Annotated in this window: 14 protein-coding genes; 7 read left to right on the top strand and 7 right to left on the bottom strand. The window is 70.4% G+C overall.

Annotation, left to right across the window (positions count from 1 at the left end):
- Positions 1 to 87: 87 nt before the first annotated feature.
- From ABZY45_RS02505 to ABZY45_RS02490, 4 genes are all read left to right on the top strand, one after another.
- Complete coding sequence (locus ABZY45_RS02505; protein WP_356735286.1) at positions 88 to 1,371, top strand: FAD-dependent oxidoreductase; 1,284 nt, start codon at positions 88 to 90, stop codon at positions 1,369 to 1,371.
- Positions 1,371 to 3,956: a nitrite reductase large subunit NirB gene (gene nirB / locus ABZY45_RS02500; protein WP_356735284.1), complete on the top strand. Its 2,586-nt coding sequence runs from the start codon at positions 1,371 to 1,373 to the stop codon at positions 3,954 to 3,956. The genes ABZY45_RS02505 and nirB overlap by 1 nt, the downstream gene beginning before the upstream one ends.
- On the top strand, positions 3,956 to 4,315 hold the full coding sequence (nirD, locus tag ABZY45_RS02495; RefSeq protein WP_356735282.1) for a nitrite reductase small subunit NirD: 360 nt from the start codon (positions 3,956 to 3,958) through the stop codon (positions 4,313 to 4,315). The genes nirB and nirD overlap by 1 nt, the downstream gene beginning before the upstream one ends.
- A gap of 116 nt (positions 4,316 to 4,431) precedes the next feature.
- Positions 4,432 to 5,598 carry an alkaline phosphatase PhoX gene (locus ABZY45_RS02490; protein WP_356735280.1) on the top strand — a complete coding sequence of 389 codons (1,167 nt, stop codon included), beginning with the start codon at positions 4,432 to 4,434 and terminating at the stop codon, positions 5,596 to 5,598.
- A 57-nt stretch (positions 5,599 to 5,655) separates the two neighbouring features.
- Here ABZY45_RS02490 and ABZY45_RS02485 read toward each other — a convergent pair whose 3' ends face one another.
- The 7 genes from ABZY45_RS02485 to ABZY45_RS02455 form a co-directional block, all read right to left on the bottom strand.
- Positions 5,656 to 6,072 carry a VOC family protein gene (locus ABZY45_RS02485; protein WP_356735278.1) on the bottom strand — a complete coding sequence of 139 codons (417 nt, stop codon included), beginning with the start codon at positions 6,070 to 6,072 and terminating at the stop codon, positions 5,656 to 5,658.
- A 133-nt stretch (positions 6,073 to 6,205) separates the two neighbouring features.
- Positions 6,206 to 7,222: a helix-turn-helix domain-containing protein gene (locus tag ABZY45_RS02480; RefSeq protein WP_356735276.1), complete on the bottom strand. Its 1,017-nt coding sequence runs from the start codon at positions 7,220 to 7,222 to the stop codon at positions 6,206 to 6,208.
- Positions 7,223 to 7,697: 475 nt separating this feature from the next.
- Positions 7,698 to 10,409, bottom strand: a complete 2,712-nt coding sequence (gene ppdK / locus ABZY45_RS02475) for a pyruvate, phosphate dikinase (protein WP_356735274.1) — start codon at positions 10,407 to 10,409, stop codon at positions 7,698 to 7,700.
- 571 nt (positions 10,410 to 10,980) lie between these two features.
- Positions 10,981 to 12,129, bottom strand: coding sequence for a tRNA dihydrouridine synthase DusB (dusB, locus tag ABZY45_RS02470; RefSeq protein WP_356735272.1), 1,149 nt, complete (start codon positions 12,127 to 12,129; stop codon positions 10,981 to 10,983).
- A gap of 227 nt (positions 12,130 to 12,356) precedes the next feature.
- Positions 12,357 to 12,563 (bottom strand): DUF6243 family protein, encoded by a 207-nt coding sequence (locus tag ABZY45_RS02465; RefSeq protein WP_356735270.1) that lies wholly within the window; start codon positions 12,561 to 12,563, stop codon positions 12,357 to 12,359.
- 186 nt (positions 12,564 to 12,749) lie between these two features.
- Complete coding sequence (locus ABZY45_RS02460) at positions 12,750 to 12,953, bottom strand: hypothetical protein (RefSeq protein ID WP_356735268.1); 204 nt, start codon at positions 12,951 to 12,953, stop codon at positions 12,750 to 12,752.
- A 93-nt stretch (positions 12,954 to 13,046) separates the two neighbouring features.
- The gene (locus ABZY45_RS02455) at positions 13,047 to 14,429 is read right to left on the bottom strand and encodes a glycine--tRNA ligase (protein ID WP_145801629.1); all 1,383 of its coding nucleotides are present in this window, start codon (positions 14,427 to 14,429) and stop codon (positions 13,047 to 13,049) included.
- Between the two features lie 219 nt (positions 14,430 to 14,648).
- On the opposite strand from ABZY45_RS02455, the gene ABZY45_RS02450 reads away from it, so the two are divergent.
- The 3 genes from ABZY45_RS02450 to ABZY45_RS02440 are packed head-to-tail and all read left to right on the top strand — an operon-like array spanning position 14,649 to position 17,352.
- Positions 14,649 to 15,635, top strand: coding sequence for a metal ABC transporter substrate-binding protein (locus tag ABZY45_RS02450; RefSeq protein ID WP_356735265.1), 987 nt, complete (start codon positions 14,649 to 14,651; stop codon positions 15,633 to 15,635).
- A gap of 41 nt (positions 15,636 to 15,676) precedes the next feature.
- Positions 15,677 to 16,453 (top strand): metal ABC transporter ATP-binding protein, encoded by a 777-nt coding sequence (locus ABZY45_RS02445; protein WP_356735263.1) that lies wholly within the window; start codon positions 15,677 to 15,679, stop codon positions 16,451 to 16,453.
- The gene (locus tag ABZY45_RS02440; RefSeq protein WP_356736552.1) at positions 16,453 to 17,352 is read left to right on the top strand and encodes a metal ABC transporter permease; all 900 of its coding nucleotides are present in this window, start codon (positions 16,453 to 16,455) and stop codon (positions 17,350 to 17,352) included. Before ABZY45_RS02445 ends, ABZY45_RS02440 begins: the two co-directional genes overlap by 1 nt.
- Positions 17,353 to 17,374: the final 22 nt, after the last annotated feature.

Raw genomic sequence — 17,374 nt, 5'->3', positions numbered from 1 at the left:
GGGCGTCCGGACGCGCTGAGCGCAAGGTTCCTCCCGGGAAACAGGAGGGATGCGGTCGGGTAACACCCACCGCGCACTCTCGTCGGTATGAGGACACAGACGGAGAACGCGGCGCGGGTGGTGGTGATCGGCGCCGGGATGGCGGGCGCACGCCTCGCCGCCCGGGTCCCCGGGGTCACCGTCATCGGCGAGGAGGCCCACGCACCGTACAACAGGGTGCTGCTGGCCGAGGTGCTCGCCGGCCGGTACGAGCCGGACGTCATCGCCCTGCCGCCCGCCGAGGTGCGGCGCGGGGTGCGGGTCGTGCGGATCGACCGGGCGGAGCGGCAGGTGCTCTGCGACGACGGCAGCGTCATCGGCTACGGGCGCCTGGTGCTGGCCACCGGCTCCAACCCCGTGCTGCCGCCGCTGCGGGGCCTGGGTCACGTACTGCCCGACGGGGTGCATCCCTTCCGCACCCTCGACGACTGCCTGACCCTGCGGGCCGCCGTACGCCCCGGAGTGCGCGCCGTCGTGATCGGCGGCGGGCTCCTCGGGGTGTCGGCCGCGCGCGCACTGGCGGAGTGCGGTGCCCAGGTGGTGCTGGCCCAGCAGGGTGAGCACCTCATGGAGCGGCAGCTGGACGCCGAGGCGGCCGGGATGCTGCGCCGGCACCTGGAGGCCCTCGGGGTCGAGGTGCACACCGAGTGCCGGGTGCGCGGACTGCGCTGCACCGACGGGGACACCCCGGCGGTGCGGGCCGTGGAACTCGCCGACGGCTACGAGCTGGAGGCCGAGATCACGGTGCTGGCCTGCGGCGTCCGTCCCCGGACGGGTCTCGCGCAGGCCGCCGGACTCGAGGTCCGCAAGGGCGTCGTCGTGGACGACGAGCTGCGCACCTCGGACCCGTACATCCACGCGGTCGGCGACTGCGCCGAACACGACGGGACGGTCTACGGGCTGGCGGGCGCCGCGCTCGAACAGGCCGATGTGCTGGCCGAGGTGCTGGCAGGACGTCCCGCCCGTTACGGGGGCACCCGGGCCCTGACCCGGCTGACCCTGCGCTCCCCCTCCGCCGCACCCGTCCCTGCCGGAACGGTCGGAACCGCCACGACCACCGGAGCCGCCGTCGTCTCCGGGACGTCCGGCGGACTCGACCTGGCCGCCTTCGGCGACTCCCGGCCGATGCCCGGAGACGACGTGATCCGGCTGGCGGACGCCACCCGGGGCGCGTACCGCACGGTCGTCGTCCGGGGCGACCGGCTGGCGGGCGGGGTGCTGTTCGGCGATCTCGCCGCGGTCGGCACCCTCGCCCGGACCTGGCAGGACGACGAACCCCTCCCCGCCGACATGCCCTTGCTCCACCTGCTCACCAACGACGGAGGCTTCTGATGCCGGTGTCCACTCCCCCGACCGCCCCCACCGCAGGCGTGCCGACGATCGTGGTCGTCGGGCACGGCATGGTCGGACAGCGGTTCCTGGAAGCGCTCGCCGACCGCGGCCTGACCCCCGCCGCGGGCACCGCGAGGGTCGTGGTGCTCTGCGAGGAGCCCCGCCCCGCGTACGACCGGGTGCAGCTGACCTCGTACTTCTCCGGGAAGACTCCGGAGGACCTCTCGCTCGTCGAGGCCGGTTTCATGGAGCGCCACGGTATCGATCTGCGCGTCGGTGACCCGGCGGAGAGCGTCGACCGTGAGGCGCGCACCGTCACCGCGCGCTCCGGGGAGACCTTCTCCTATGACACGCTGGTGCTGGCCACCGGCTCGTACCCCTTCGTGCCGCCGGTCCCCGGCAAGGACGCGGAGGGCTGTTTCGTCTACCGCACCATCGAGGACCTCCTCGCGATCGAGGAGTACGCGAAGACCGCGAAGACCGGCGCGGTCGTCGGCGGCGGGCTGCTCGGCCTGGAGGCCGCGGGCGCGCTGAAGGGTCTCGGACTCGACACGCACGTCGTGGAGTTCGCGCCCCGGCTGATGCCGGTCCAGGTCGACGAGGGCGGTGGCGCCGCGCTGCTGCGCACCATCGAGAACATGGGCCTGACCGTCCACACGGGTGTCGGCACCCAGGAGGTCACCGCGGGCGAGGACGGCCGGGTCGACGGCATGTCCCTGTCGGACGGCTCCTCGCTGGAGACCGATCTGGTCGTCTTCTCCGCCGGTGTGCGCCCCCGGGACCAGCTGGCCCGCGACTGCGGTCTGGCGGTCGGCCCGCGCGGCGGCATCATCGTCGACGAGGAGTGCCGCACCTCCGACAGCGACGTCTTCGCGATCGGCGAGTGCGCGCTGGCCTCGGACGGCCGGGTCTACGGGCTGGTGGCGCCGGGTTACGAGATGGCGCTGGCGGTCGCCGAGGTGATCGCGGGCAACGCGGCCTCCTTCACCGGGGCCGACCTCTCGACCAAGCTGAAGCTGCTCGGCGTGGACGTCGCCTCCTTCGGGGACGCGCACGGCGCCGCCGAGGGCTGCCTCGACGTGGTGTACTCCGACTCCCGCTCCGGGGTCTACAAGAAGCTGGTGATCGGCCAGGACGGCACGCTGCTCGGCGGTGTCCTGGTCGGTGACGCGGACCAGTACGGCACGCTGCGCCCCATGACCGGCACGGTCCTCCCGGTCGCCCCCGAGCAGCTGGTGCTGCCGGCCGGCGCGGGCGGCCCGGTCACCCTCGGCCCGTCCTCGCTGCCGGACGAGGCCGTGATCTGCTCCTGCCACAACGTCACCAAGGGCGCGATCTGCGAGCACACCACGCTGCCCGAGGTGAAGAAGTGCACCAAGGCCGGTACTGGCTGCGGCAGTTGCGTGAAGGTCATCGGGCAGCTGCTCCCTCAGCCCGAGGACCAGGGGCTGTGCGGCTGCTTCGAGTACACCCGCAGCGAGCTGTACGAGATCGTCCGCACCCTCGGCATCACGACGTACGCCTCACTCCTCGACTCGCACGGCCGTGAGGCGGCCCGCGGCGGTGACGGCTGCGAGGTCTGCAAGCCGACCGTCGGTTCGATCATCGCCTCGCTGGCCCCGACGGTCGGCGCGAGCGGTTACGTCCTGGACGGCGAGCAGGCGGCCCTCCAGGACACCAACGACCACTTCCTGGCCAACCTCCAGCGCAACGGCTCGTACTCGATCGTGCCGCGCATCCCGGGCGGTGAGATCACCCCGGAGAAGCTGATCGTGATCGGTGAGGTGGCCCGCGACTTCGGCCTCTACACGAAGATCACGGGTGGTCAGCGCATCGACCTCTTCGGCGCCCGGGTGGACCAGCTGCCCCTGATCTGGACCCGGCTGGTCGACGCCGGCTTCGAGTCCGGGCACGCGTACGGGAAGTCGCTGCGCACGGTCAAGTCCTGTGTGGGGCAGACCTGGTGCCGCTACGGCGTCCAGGACTCGGTCAAGATGGCTATCGACCTGGAGCTGCGCTACCGCGGCCTGCGTTCCCCGCACAAGCTGAAGTCGGCGGTCTCGGGCTGTGCCCGGGAGTGCGCGGAGGCCCGCGGCAAGGACTTCGGGATCATCGCCACGGCGCAGGGCTGGAACCTCTACGTCGGTGGCAACGGCGGCGCCACACCGCGCCACGCCGACCTGCTCGCCCAGGACCTCTCCGACGCCGAACTGGTCCGCCTCATCGACCGGTTCCTGATGTTCTACATCCGTACGGCGGACCGCCTGGAGCGTACCTCGACCTGGCTGGACCGCATCGAGGGCGGCCTGGACCACGTGCGGGACGTCGTCGTGCACGACTCGCTCGGTCTCTGCGACGAACTGGAGCGGCTGATGGCCGACCACGTCGCCGGTTACCGGGACGAGTGGGCCGAGACCATCAACGACCCGGAGCGGCTGCGGCGCTTCGTGACCTTCGTCAACGCCCCCGACGCCCCCGACCCCTCGGTCAAGTTCGTCCCGGAGCGCGACCAGGTCAAGCCCGACCTGGACATCCTCGCGGGCCCGGTGCTCGCCATCCGTACCCTTGAAGGGACCCCTTCCTGATGACGACCCAGATGATGGAAACGGCGCAGGACACCCGGACGATCCAGCTCGCGGACGGGGACGGCTGGCTCACGGTCTGCGACCGTGCGCTGCTCACCCCGGGGCGCGGAGTGGCGGCGCTCCTCCCGGACGGCCGGCAGGTGGCGCTGTTCGTGGACCGGGCGGGGCGCGCCTACGCGATCGACAACCGGGATCCGTTCACCGGGGCGTACGTCCTCTCCCGGGGCCTGATCGGCTCCGCGGAGGGCCGGCCGTTCGTCGCGTCGCCTCTGCTGAAGCAGCGCTTCGACCTGGAGACGGGCGCCTGCCTGGACGACGACGAGGTCACGGTGCCCGTCTTCGCGGTCCGCGCGGACTGACCGCGGTCTGTTCATGACACGTTGGAACTCCGGCCACCACACGCCTCTACTGTCCTGACGTTCCACCCGCCGGGCCGACCGGACCGGCGGGCCCGCACGTCACCCGTGGAGTGATCGTGGAACGTCGGACCTTCTTGCGCACGGCCGTGATCGGCAGCTCGGCAGCGGCATTCGGCGGCACCCTGTGGCGGGGTGCCGCCTTCGCCGATCCCGCCCAGCCCGCCACCGGGCCCTACGGTGCGCTGCAGGCGGCCAACAGCAACGGCATCCTGCTGCCGAGCGGCTTCACCAGCAGGATCATCGCCCGTTCGGGACAGACCGTCCCCGGCACCTCGTACACCTGGCACAGCGCACCGGACGGCGGCGCCACCTTCACCGACGGCAGCGGCTGGATCTACGTCTCCAACGCCGAGGTCTCCGCGAGCAGCGGCGGCGGAGCGAGCGCGGTGCGCTTCAACTCCTCGGGGACGGTGACCTCCGCGTACCGCATCCTGTCCGGCACGAACACGAACTGCGCGGGCGGCAGGACCCCGTGGAACACCTGGCTCTCCTGCGAGGAGGTCACCCGCGGCTTCGTGTACGAGACCGACCCGTGGGGGGTGAACGCCGCGGTGCAGCGACCCGCGATGGGCCGCTTCAAGCACGAGGCTGCGGCCGCCGACCCCGACCACGGTTACGTCTACCTGACGGAGGACGAGACGGACGGCCGTTTCTACCGCTTCCGTCCCACCACCTGGGGCAGCCTCGCGAGCGGCACCCTCCAGGTGCTGGTGGCGGGGACGGCCACCAGCGGCCCGGTGACCTGGACGACCGTCCCCGACCCGGACGGCTCCCCCACCCAGACCCGCTACCAGGTCTCCGGCGCCAAGGTCTTCAACGGCGGCGAGGGCTGCTTCTACGCGGGCGGCACCTGCTGGTTCACCACCAAGGGCGACAACCGGGTATGGGCGTACGACGCGAACGCCTCGTCCCTCTCCCTCGTCTACGACGACTCGCTCGTCACGGGCGGCGGCGCCCCGCTGACGGGTGTCGACAACGTCACCCGCGCCGCCTCCGGCGACCTGTACGTCGCGGAGGACGGCGGGAACATGGAGATCTGCCTGATCACCCCGGACGACACGGTCGCCCCGTTCCTGCGGATCAGCGGCCAGTCCTCGTCGGAGATCACCGGTCCCGCCTTCTCGCCGGACGGCAGGCGCCTGTACTTCTCCTCGCAGCGCGGGACGAGCGGCAGTTCGTCGGGCGGCATCACCTACGAGGTCACGGGGCCGTTCCGGTCCTGACGGGAAGCGGGAGGCTGTCGCGGGCACCCGCCCTCCGGCAGCCTCCCCGCACCGGCGTCAGGCCTGCCCCGCGACGGCGGCCGGGTCCATCCACACGACCTCCCAGATGTGGCCGTCCGGGTCCTGGAAGGACCGGCCGTACATGAATCCATCGTCCATGGGGTCGTTGGCGGGCGAGCCGCCGTTGGCCAGCGCGGCGTCGGCCATCTCGTCGACCTTCTCGCGGCTCTCGGCGCTCAGGGCGAGGAGGACCTCGGTCGTCCTGCCCGCGTCGGCGATCTCCTTCTTGGTGAATTCCTTGAAGCGCGGCTCGGTGATGAGCATCGAGAAGATCGTGTCGCTGATGACCAGACACGCGGTCGTCTCGTCGCTGAACTGCGGGTTGAAGCCGAAACCGAGCTTCGAGAAGAAGTTCTTCGACGTCTCCAGGTCCTTGACCGGCAGGTTCACGAAGATCATCTGAGGCTGGGTCATGATGGTTCCACTCTTCCGTCCGGCACCCTGCGGCGCTCCCCCGCGCTCCGTACGAGCGCTTACGAGGGGTGGACGGCGGCGGCGGGCAGAACTCATCGCTCGGGGCGGGGCGCCGCTCCCGGGACGTCCGGGGTCAGGACACCGGGAGCGGCGCCCCGCCCCTGAGCAGTGCCGCCCCCAGCGGTGTGAGCGTGTGCAGGACCGAGCTGCCGTGGCGCAGGGTGCGGACCAGGCCCGCCTCACGCAGCACACAGGCGTGCTGGCTCGCCGACGCGAGGGACACCCCGGTCCTGCGGGCCAGCTCGCTGGTCGTACAGCCATGGCCTATGGAGCGCAGCACCGCGGAACGGGTGTGGCCGACGAGCCTGCCGAGCCAGGGTCCGGGCTCGGCGAAGACCGGGGCGCCGGGATGGGTGACGGGATAGACGAGAACCGGCGGCAGGCCCGGGTCGCGGTAGACGACGGGGGTGCCGCGGCAGAAGAACGACGGCTGGAGCAGCAGGCCCCGCCCGTCCAGGCGCAGCTCCCGGTCGACGGGGTAGTCGGCCTCCAGCACGGGTGCGCGCCAGCGGATCATGGAAGGCAGGCCGGCGAGGAGCTCGTCCGCGCCGCCGTCCAGCAGTGCGCGCCCCCGGACGGCCCGGTCGGCCTCGACACAGGCACGGATGTGCGGCCAGTAGGGCTCGACCGCGGCGCGGTGGTAGTCCCGCAGCGTGGCGATGAGACGGCCCAGGGGCTCCGTACGCCCCTCGGCGAGCGCCTCCAGCAGCGCGGCGCCGGACGGGGCTCCCGAGGACGCCCGCCGCGCCCGGGGAGCCTGCTGCGCGAGGAGTCCGGTCTCCTCGCGGATCCGGTCCACGGCAGTGTCGCGCAGCGCCTCCATTCCGGCGTCGAGCCCGAATGGCTCGGCGCCTCCCTGAGAAGGCGTCAGGAAGTCGGGGAAATAGCCGCGGGGTGGAACCACCGTGGCCAGCAGACGTGCTTCACCATTCAACCGGGCGCGGGATTCCGCGCGCCATTTACCGAACACCGTGGAACCCCGGCGGTCCCTCAGCCGGTGAAAACTCAGAATGGTTTCCCACATCGCGTCCGGCCTCGTGGCCATCCGCACACGCGAAAGGTCCACCCCGGACACATGGATACGCAGCACCGAACCCCCTGTTGCAACCGCAATTCCCCCCGCCGAAGCGTATGCGCGGCGTCACAGGAGGTCACCACGGGGTTTCGGCCACAGTTGAAATGCCTCGCCCGCATCGACGCCACCCGAAAAGCTGTACGACGTCGGGTACGCATCCGACGTCACCGAAAGAGCGGGTGAGGGCCGTGGGGGGCTTCGCCCGTTCGGCGGCGGTGCGCGACGGTGCGGCTCCGTACCCGGCAGCGGTAAGCGGGTGCGGCCCGGGGGTGGGGATCCCCGGGCCGCACCCCGGCGTGACGCCCGGGATTTGCGCACCGAACGCTGAAAAGAATCAAACTTGAACGGTTCGCCATTCAATTGACGAAGCGGCGGCACCCCCGCACAGGGTGCCGCCGCTTCCTGGTAATCCGGCTCCGCCGTCGGATCGATGAGGGTCGATGTCATCCGATGGCGGCGCCGGAGTCGTGCCGGGGCCGTACGCCGGGTCTCAGCGGCTGTCGCTGCCCCTGGATTCGGCGGCGGCCCTGCCCGCCTCCAGCCGCGCCACGGGAATGCGGAACGGCGAGCAGGAGACGTAGTCGAGGCCCACCTCGTGGAAGAAGTGCACCGACTCGGGGTCGCCGCCGTGCTCACCGCAGATGCCGAGCTTGAGGTCCGGGCGGGTGGCCCGGCCGGCCTCCACGGCGCTGCGCACGAGGGAGCCGACGCCGTCCTTGTCGATCGTCTCGAACGGCGACACCCCGAAGATGCCCTTCTCCAGGTACGCCGTGAAGAACGAGGCCTCCACGTCGTCGCGGGAGAAGCCCCACACCGTCTGGGTGAGGTCGTTCGTGCCGAAGGAGAAGAACTCTGCGGCCTCCGCGATCTGACCGGCGGTGAGTGCGGCCCGGGGCAGCTCGATCATCGTGCCGATCTTCAGCTTCAGTTCCGTGCCGGTCGACTCCTCGACCTCCGCGATGACCCGGTCGGCCTCCTCGCGGACGATCTCCAGCTCCTGGACCGTGCCGACGAGCGGGATCATGATCTCCGCGCGCGGGTCGCCCTTGGCGTTCTTGCGGTGCGCCGCCGCTTCCGCGATCGCCCGCACCTGCATCGCGAACAGGCCGGGGATGACCAGACCGAGGCGGACTCCGCGCAGGCCCAGCATGGGGTTCTGCTCGTGGAGCTTGTGCACGGCCTGGAGCAGCCGCAGATCGTTCTCGTTGGCGTCCTTGCGGGACTCGGCGAGCGCGACCCGCACCGAGAGCTCGGTGATGTCGGGCAGGAACTCGTGCAGCGGCGGGTCGAGCAGCCGGACGGTGACGGGGAGCCCGTCCATCGACTCGAACAGCTCGATGAAGTCGGCCTTCTGGAGGGGCAGCAGTGCGGCCAGCGCGGCCTCGCGCTCGTCGTCGGTGTCCGCGAGGATCAGCTTCTCGACCATCTCGCGGCGTTCACCGAGGAACATGTGCTCGGTGCGGCACAGGCCGATGCCCTGGGCGCCGAAGCGCCGGGCCCTCGACGCGTCCTCGGCGTTGTCCGCGTTCGCCCGCACGCGCAGCCGGCGCACCCGGTCCGCGTACGCCATGATCCGGTGCACGGCGGCGACGAGCTCGTCGGCGTCGTCGGCGCCCGCGTGCATGCGGCCCTCGAAGTACTCGACGACCGGGGACGGTACGACGGGTACCTCGCCGAGGTACACCTTGCCGGTGGAGCCGTCGACGGAGACGAGGTCCCCCTCCTCCACGACGGTGTCCCCGACGGTCAGCCGGCGGCGCTTGGTGTCGACCTCGATCTCCTCGGCGCCGCAGACACAGGTCTTGCCCATGCCGCGGGCGACGACGGCGGCGTGCGAGGTCTTGCCGCCGCGCGAGGTCAGGATGCCCTCGGCGGCGATCATGCCGTCGAGGTCGTCGGGGTTGGTCTCCCGGCGGATGAGGATGACCTTCTCGCCGGACCGCGACCACTTGACGGCGGTGTACGAGTCGAAGACGGCCTTGCCCACGGCCGCGCCGGGCGACGCGGCGATGCCACGCCCGAGCAGCACGCTGGCGGCGCCGTGGTCGAAGCGGGGGAACATCAGCTGCGCGAGCTGGGCGCCGTTGACCCGCTGGAGCGCCTCGGCCTCGTCGATGAGGCCCTGGTCGACCAGCTGGGTGGCGATACGGAAGGCGGCACCGGCGGTGCGCTTGCCCACCCGAGTCTGGAGCATCCAGAGCTGGCCGCGCTCGATGGTGAACTCGATGTCGCAGAGATCCTTGTAGTGGGTCTCCAGCGTCTCCATGATCTTCATCAGCTGGTCGTACGACGCCTTGTCGATCGACTCCAGCTCGGCGAGCGCCACCGTGTTGCGGATACCCGCGACGACGTCCTCGCCCTGGGCGTTCTGCAGGTAGTCCCCGTAGACGCCCTGGTGGCCGCTGGCCGGGTCGCGGGTGAAGGCGACGCCCGTGCCGGAGTCGGGGCCGAGGTTGCCGAAGACCATGGAACAGATGTTGACGGCCGTGCCGAGGTCGCCCGGGATGCGTTCCTGGCGGCGGTAGAGCTTGGCCCGGTCGGTGTTCCACGACTCGAAGACCGCTTTCACGGCCAGGTCCATCTGCTCGCGCGGGTCCTGCGGGAAGTCGCGCCCCGCGTCCCGGGTGACGATCTCCTTGAAGCGCTTGACCAGCTTCTTCAGGTCGGCCGCGTCCAGGTCCACGTCCACCGCGACGCCCTTGGCCTCCTTGGCGGCCTCCAGCGCCTCCTCGAAGAGGTCACCGTCGACGCCGAGCACGGTCTTGCCGAACATCTGGATGAGGCGCCGGTAGGAGTCCCAGGCGAAGCGCTCGTCCCCGGCCTGGGCGGCGAGGCCCACGACCGAGGCGTCGGAGAGGCCGATGTTGAGGACCGTGTCCATCATGCCGGGCATGGAGAACTTCGCACCGGACCGGACGGAGACCAGCAGCGGGTCGTCGGCCTGGCCCAGCGTCTTGCCCATCCGCCGCTCCAGCGCCGCGAGGTGCGCACCGACCTCGTCGCGCAGCTCCGCCGGCTCCTCGCCACTGTCGAGGTAGACCTTGCAGGCCTCGGTCGTGATGGTGAAGCCGGGAGGGACCGGCAGCCCGAGATTGGTCATCTCGGCGAGGTTGGCACCCTTGCCGCCCAGAAGATCTTTCAGATCCTTGTTGCCCTCGGTGAAGTCGTAGACGAACTTCTGGGGGTCTTTGTTTTCCGACACGGGTCTCGACTCCTCGAGGACGCGGTGGCTGCCCTGACGGCGAGGAACATACCCAGATCGAAGGTGTCTGGGTACGGCCACTTGCGCGTCATGAGGTCTCAACCACCCGTCCGCCAGCAGATCGAAAGTGATGCCCGGACCCCGCACGAGGTAAGCATTCATTCACTTCTTGAATGGATCACTACGCTGGGTCGCGGCATCTCACGCTGTTCGAACCCACGGTCACGGATGGCTTGATCGATCAAAGCAAAGTCGTCTGGCACCCAGTGCCATCATTTGAGAAATACAGCATGCCTTTGAGTGCTCATCTGAGCCGAGGACCCCTCAGAGGTGGCGAGAATCACGCCCGCGCCTTCGCTCAGATGTCACCATCCGGACGCCCTCAGGGCGACAGTCGGCCACCCGTCCGTCACACGCCGACCACGACAAGTGACGTTCGGTCGCCCACGGAGAGGGAACACGCCAGGTCCTGGGTCGATCCACGGGGAACGCGCCACCCGGACCGACAAAAGCCCGCTCGAATGAGCGGGCTCCTGTCCGGGGCACTCGGTGCCCTCCGGCGGGCGGGCGCTCAGCCGCCCGAGGTGTCCAGCTCGGCGTCGGCGCTCACGCCCGCGCAGTCGTACGGGTCCTTGAGCCAGCCGTCGGGCAGCGCCACACGGTTGTTGCCGGACGTACGCCCCCGGGGGCCGTCCGCGCTCTCCGGCCAGGGCTGGTCCAGGTCGAGTTCCTGGAGCTGGCCGCCGAGCTCCTCCAGCGAGGAGGTGACCGCCAGCTTCCTGCGCATGTCCGAGCCGACCGCGAAGCCCTTGAGGTACCAGGCCACGTGCTTGCGGAAGTCGATCACGCCCCGGCTCTCGTCACCGATCCACTCCCCCAGGAGCGTCGCGTGGCGCAGCATGACGTCCGCGACCACGCGCAGGGTGGGCGCCTGCCTCGTCCCGGTGCCCTCGAAGGCACTGACCAGGTCGCCGAAGAGCCAGGGGCGACCCAGGCAGCCACGGCCGACGACCACGCCGTCGCAGCCGGTCTCGCGCATCATCCGCAGGGCGTCGTCGGCGCACCAGATGTCGCCGTTGCCGAGGACGGGGATCTCCGGGACGTGCTCCTTGAGCCGCGCGATGGCGTCCCAGTCCGCGGTGCCGCCGTAGTGCTGGGCGGTGGTCCTGCCGTGCAGGGCGACGGCGGTGATGCCCTCCTCGACGGCGATACGGCCGGCGTCGAGGAAGGTGATGTGGTCGTCGTCGATGCCCTTGCGCATCTTGATCGTGACCGGGAGCTCGCCCGCCTGCGCCACGGCCTCACGGAGGATCGCCCGGAGCAGGGGCCGCTTGTACGGGAGCGCGGAGCCTCCGCCCTTGCGGGTGACCTTGGGGACGGGGCAGCCGAAGTTCAGGTCGATGTGGTCGGCGAGGTCCTCGTCCACGATCATGCGGACCGCCTTGCCGACGGTGACCGGGTCCACTCCGTACAGCTGGATGGAGCGCGGGGTCTCGCTCGCGTCGAAGTGGATGAGCTGCATGGTCTTCTCGTTACGCTCGACCAGCGCCCGTGTGGTGATCATCTCGCTGACGAACAGCCCCTTGCCGCCGGAGAACTCGCGGCACAGGGTGCGGAAGGGTGCGTTGGTGATGCCGGCCATGGGGGCGAGCACGACCGGCGGCTGCACCGTGTGCGGGCCGATCCGGAGCAGCGGGAGGGCGGGGGCGAGCGTGGTCATTGCCCCATTGTCCCGCACCCCGGCGGCGGCCGGGACAGCCGTTCGGCTCTCGGCGACGGCCGAGGCCGGCAGCCGCGCCGGCCCACGCCGGGATTCCTCGTCCGACGGGACGTACGTCACCCGGCGCGGACCGGCCGAGGGCCGCACAGCTGGGGTGAGCAGGACGGGGCATGGCCCCGGATCACCGAGGTGATCCGGGGCCATGCCGTACGGGTGGTGCGAGGAGGTCAGCTCCCGGCCGGTGCGTCCTGCTCCGGCTCGGCCTCGGCGGCGGCTGCCGCGCGCTCACGCATCTTGCGCACCAGTTCCTGCTTCTTGTCCTCGGCGGCCTTGCGGTCCTTGTCGCGCGCGGGGCCTGCGCCCTGCTGTTCGGCGCGGGACAGCTTCTTGCGCTGCCCGCCCACGCCGAGGAGGTTGTTGCGGCTCTTGGCCACGGGGTTCTCCCGTTCGTAGTGAGGAGGTGAGGATGACGTGTCGTGTATCGATCCGATGGGCGACGGGCGGTCGGGCCCGTCGCGCGCTCACTCGTAGATCTGGAAGAACGAAGACATGACGGAAAAGGTACCCCGGCGAAGGAGGTGCCTCATCCGGTTATTTTCGGCCGACGGCCCGTCGCCGTCTCAGGCCGTCGGGTCGACCGTGGCCTGGTGCGCCTCGGTCAGGTGCTCCTCGGCCTTCAGCCAGGGCAGGAACTGCGCCCCCTTGCGCCAGCCGCAGGTGGCGCAGGTCAGCTGCCGCCGGGGCCCCGACTTCCGTACGTGGACGACGTGTTCACGGCCGTGCTGGTCCCATCTGCTGACCTTGCTCGTGGTCATGGACGGCATCCTGGCCTCCCCTGTGGACGAGTGCGCCCAGTGTGCCCGAAACCCCCGGCTCCGTAGGCCGGAACCGGGGGCTTCGTCATGGGGACGGGGCGGTCAGCAGCCCAGCAGACGGGAGCCCAGGTAGCTCTGGATCTGGTCCAGGGAGACGCGCTCCTGCTTCATCGTGTCGCGCTCGCGCACGGTCACCGCGTTGTCGTCGAGGGTGTCGAAGTCGACGGTGACGCAGAACGGCGTGCCGATCTCGTCCTGGCGGCGGTAGCGGCGCCCGATGGCACCCGCGTCGTCGAACTCGATGTTCCAGTTCTGCCGCAGGTCGGCCGCGAGGCCCTTGGCCTTCGGCGAGAGCTGCGGGTTGCGGGACAGCGGCAGGACCGCGACCTTGACCGGCGCCAGGCGCGGGTCGAGGCGCATCACGGCGCGCTTCTCCATGACGCCCTTGGCGTTGGGAGCCTCGTCCTCGCTGTACGCGTCGAGGAGGAAGGCCAGCAGCGAGCGGCCGACACCGGCCGCCGGCTCGATGACGTACGGCGTGTAGCGCTCGCCCTTCTCCTGGTCGAAGTAGAAGAGGTCGGTGCCCGAAGCCTTGGAGTGCGCCTTGAGGTCGTAGTCCGTGCGGTTGGCGACGCCCTCCAGCTCGCCCCACTCGCTGCCGCCGAAGCGGAAGCGGTACTCGATGTCAGCGGTGCGCTTGGAGTAGTGGGAGAGCTTCTCCTGCGGGTGCTCGAACCACCGCATGTTCTCCTCGCGCAGGCCCAGGCCGGTGTACCAGTTCCAGCGCTGCTCCATCCAGTACTCCTGCCACTGCTCGTCCTCGCCCGGCTTGACGAAGAACTCCATCTCCATCTGCTCAAACTCGCGCGTGCGGAAGATGAAGTTGCCCGGAGTGATCTCGTTCCGGAAGGACTTGCCCATCTGCGCGATGCCGAACGGTGGCTTCTTGCGCGAGGTCTGCAGGACCTGGCCGAAGTTGGTGAAGATGCCCTGGGCTGTCTCGGGACGCAGGTAGGCGACGGAGCCGGAGTCCTGGGTCGGGCCGAGGTGGGTGGAGAGCAGACCCGAGAACTGCTTGGGCTCGGTGAAGGTGCCCTTGTTCCCGCAGTTGGGGCAGTTGAGGTCGGCGAGGCCGTTCACGGGCGGCTTGCCGTGCTTCTCCTCGTACGCCTCCTCCAGGTGGTCGGCGCGGTAGCGCTTGTGACAGGAGGTGCACTCGGTGAGCGGGTCCGAGAACGTGGCGACGTGGCCGGAGGCGACCCAGACCTCGGGGGCAAGGATGACCGACGAGTCGATACCGACCACGTCCTCGCGCGAGGTGACCATGTAGCGCCACCACTGGCGCTTGAGGTTCTCCTTCAGCTCGACGCCGAGGGGCCCGTAGTCCCAGGCGGCCTTCTGGCCACCGTAGATCTCACTGCAGGGGTAGACGAAGCCACGGCGCTTGCTCAGGCTGACGATGGTGTCGATCTTGTCGGCGGCCACGGTGCTCTCTTCATTACGACGGCGAAATTGGACAGGGACGGCGCACGGCGCCTCGGTGGGGGTGGTGGTCCGGGAGACGGGCGGGCGAATGCCCCAGATTACCGGCGGGCGCACCCCCCGGATCAAATCGGTGGGGCGCATCGCGGTCACGAAGTCCGTATCCGGGCATCTGATCAGCCTTGTTGACAATCGTTTCCACATTTGTTGAAAATGACTGTCATGAACGTACGTCGCCTCATACCCACCACCGCCGTCGCGGGAGCAGTCGCCCTCGGCCTCACCGCGCTCTCCGCCTGCTCCTCGTCCGACGCGGCCGAGGGCAGCGGCGACGGCAAGCTGAACGTGGTGGCGTCCTTCTACCCGATGCAGTTCCTCGCCGAGGAGATCGGCGGGAGCCATGTGTCGGTCACCTCGCTGACGAAGCCCGGTGTGGAGCCGCACGACCTGGAGCTCTCCCCCCAGCAGATCGGCGGCCTGAGCGACGCCGACTACATCCTGTTCCTCAAGAACGTCCAGCCCGCCGTCGACGACGCCGTCGCGCAGGCAGGTGTCGAGAACACCGTGGACGCCGCGGAGCTCACCACGCTGGAGAGTCACGGCTCGGCGGTCGACGGCCACGACCACGGCGCCGACGAGCACGCGGGCGAGGAGCACGAGGGCGAGGAGCACGCGGAGGACGGGGCGGCCCTCGACCCGCACATCTGGCTCGACCCCGTGAAGTACGCCGAGGTCGCCGAGGGCGTCGGGAAGTCCCTGGAGAAGGCCGACCCCGACAACGCCGCGGACTACCGCAAGAACACGGAGAGCCTCGTCGCCGAGCTGAACAAGCTGGACAAGGCCTACGAGACCGGGCTGAAGAACACGGCCACGAAGACGTTCATCACCACGCACTCCGCCTTCGGTTACCTCGCCGAGCGTTACGGCCTCACCCAGGAGGGCATCGCCGGCATCGACCCCGAGACCGAGCCCAGCCCCGCCCGGATCGACGAGATCCACCACGTCGCCGAGGAGAACAAGGCCACCACCGTGTTCTTCGAGACGCTCGCCAGCGACAAGACCGCCAAGACGCTGGCGAAGGACCTCGGTCTGGGCACGGCCGTCCTGGACCCGCTGGAGGGAATTACCGACAAGTCCGCGGGCGCTGACTACATCGAGGTCATGGAGTCCAACCTGGCCGCGCTGGAGAAGGCCCTCGGCGCGAAGTGACCCGAGCAACACCCGAACCAGTCGCAGCACCGGAGGCGATCGTGCCCGAGCCCAGTACGCCAGAAGCCGTGATCAGCATGCGCGGAGCCACGGCGACGCTCGGCGCGCGCCCGGTGCTGCGCGGTGTCGACCTCACCGTCCGCCGCGGCGAGGTCGTGGCCCTGCTGGGGGCCAACGGCTCCGGCAAGTCCACCGCCGTCCGTTCGGTCATCGGCCAGGTTCCGCTGACCGGCGGGACCGTGGAACTGTTCGGTACGCCGCTGCGCCGGTTCCGGCAGTGGGCCCGCGTCGGTTACGTACCGCAGCGCACCACGGCGGCCGGCGGCGTCCCCGCCACGATCCGCGAGGTCGTCGCCTCCGGACGGCTGTCGCGCACGAGGTTCCTGCCGCTCGGCAGGCAGGACCGGGCGGCCGTGGACCGGGCCATCGAGCTCGTCGGCCTCACCGAGCGCGCCGAGGACTCGGTGAACGCCCTCTCGGGCGGCCAGCACCAGCGGGTGCTGATCGCCCGCGCGCTCGTCGCCGAGCCCGAGGTCCTGATCATGGACGAGCCCATGGCCGGCGTCGACCTGGCCAGCCAGGAGATCCTCGCCGCCACGCTGCGCGAGCAGGTCGCCGGCGGCGCGACGGTGCTGCTCGTCCTGCACGAACTCGGTGCGCTGGAACCGCTGATCGACCGGGCGATCGTCCTGCGCGACGGCTGCGTCATGCACGACGGGCCGCCCCCCGAGGCCGTGGGCCAGCACGCCCTGCCCGGCCACGACCACGTACACCCCCACGCGGCCACCGAGCCCGTACGGACGGGACTGCTGACCTGATCATGCTGGAATTCCTGAACCCCCCCTTCATGCAGCGGGCCCTGATCGCGGCCGTCCTGGTCGGCATCACCGCCCCCGCCATCGGCATATACCTCGTCCAGCGCCGGCAGGCCCTGATGGGCGACGGCATCGGCCACGTCGCGATGACCGGTGTCGGCCTCGGTTTCCTGCTCTCCACCAACCCGGTGTGGATGGCGACGCTCGTCGCCGTGGCCGGTTCGGTCGTGATGGAGCTCATCCGGTGGTACGGCCGCACCCGCGGCGACATCGCCCTGGCCATGCTGTTCTACGGCGGCATGGCGGGCGGCGTGATGCTGATCAACCTCTCGGACACCGGCTCCAACGCCAACCTGACCTCGTTCCTCTTCGGCTCCCTGTCGACGGTCTCCGAGGAGGACGTCACCGCGATAGTCGTCCTGGCCGCCTTCGTGGTGCTGGTCACCGTGGGCCTGCGGCGGCAGTTGTTCGCCGTCAGCCAGGACGAGGAGTTCGCCCGGGTCACCGGGCTGCCGGTGCGCGTGCTCAACCTGCTGGTCGCCGTGACGGCCGCCGTCACGGTCACCGTGGCGATGCGGGTCGTCGGCCTGCTGCTCGTCAGCGCGCTGATGGTGGTGCCGGTCGCCGCCGCCCAGCAGATCTCGAAGTCCTTCAAGGTGACGTTCGTCCTCGCCGTGGTCATCGGTACGGTGGTCACCCTGGCCGGCACCGTGACCTCGTACTACCAGGACGTGCCCCCCGGCGCGACGATCGTGCTGCTGGCCATCGCCGCGTTCGTCCTGCTCACCGCACTCGCCACGCCGCTGGCCCGCCGGCGCGCCAAGGTCCGCGGGAGCGAGGCGGACCGGTGCACCCTTGAGGTACCGGCGGCCCGCCCGGCGCCGGACGACGTACGGGTGTGACCGTGGCGCCGGGCCGGGCTGG

This window comes from Streptomyces sp. NPDC006516 (assembly GCF_040611875.1).
Classification (GTDB): Bacteria; Actinomycetota; Actinomycetes; order Streptomycetales; family Streptomycetaceae; genus Streptomyces.
This window is presented reverse-complemented; position numbering and strand designations above follow the sequence as displayed.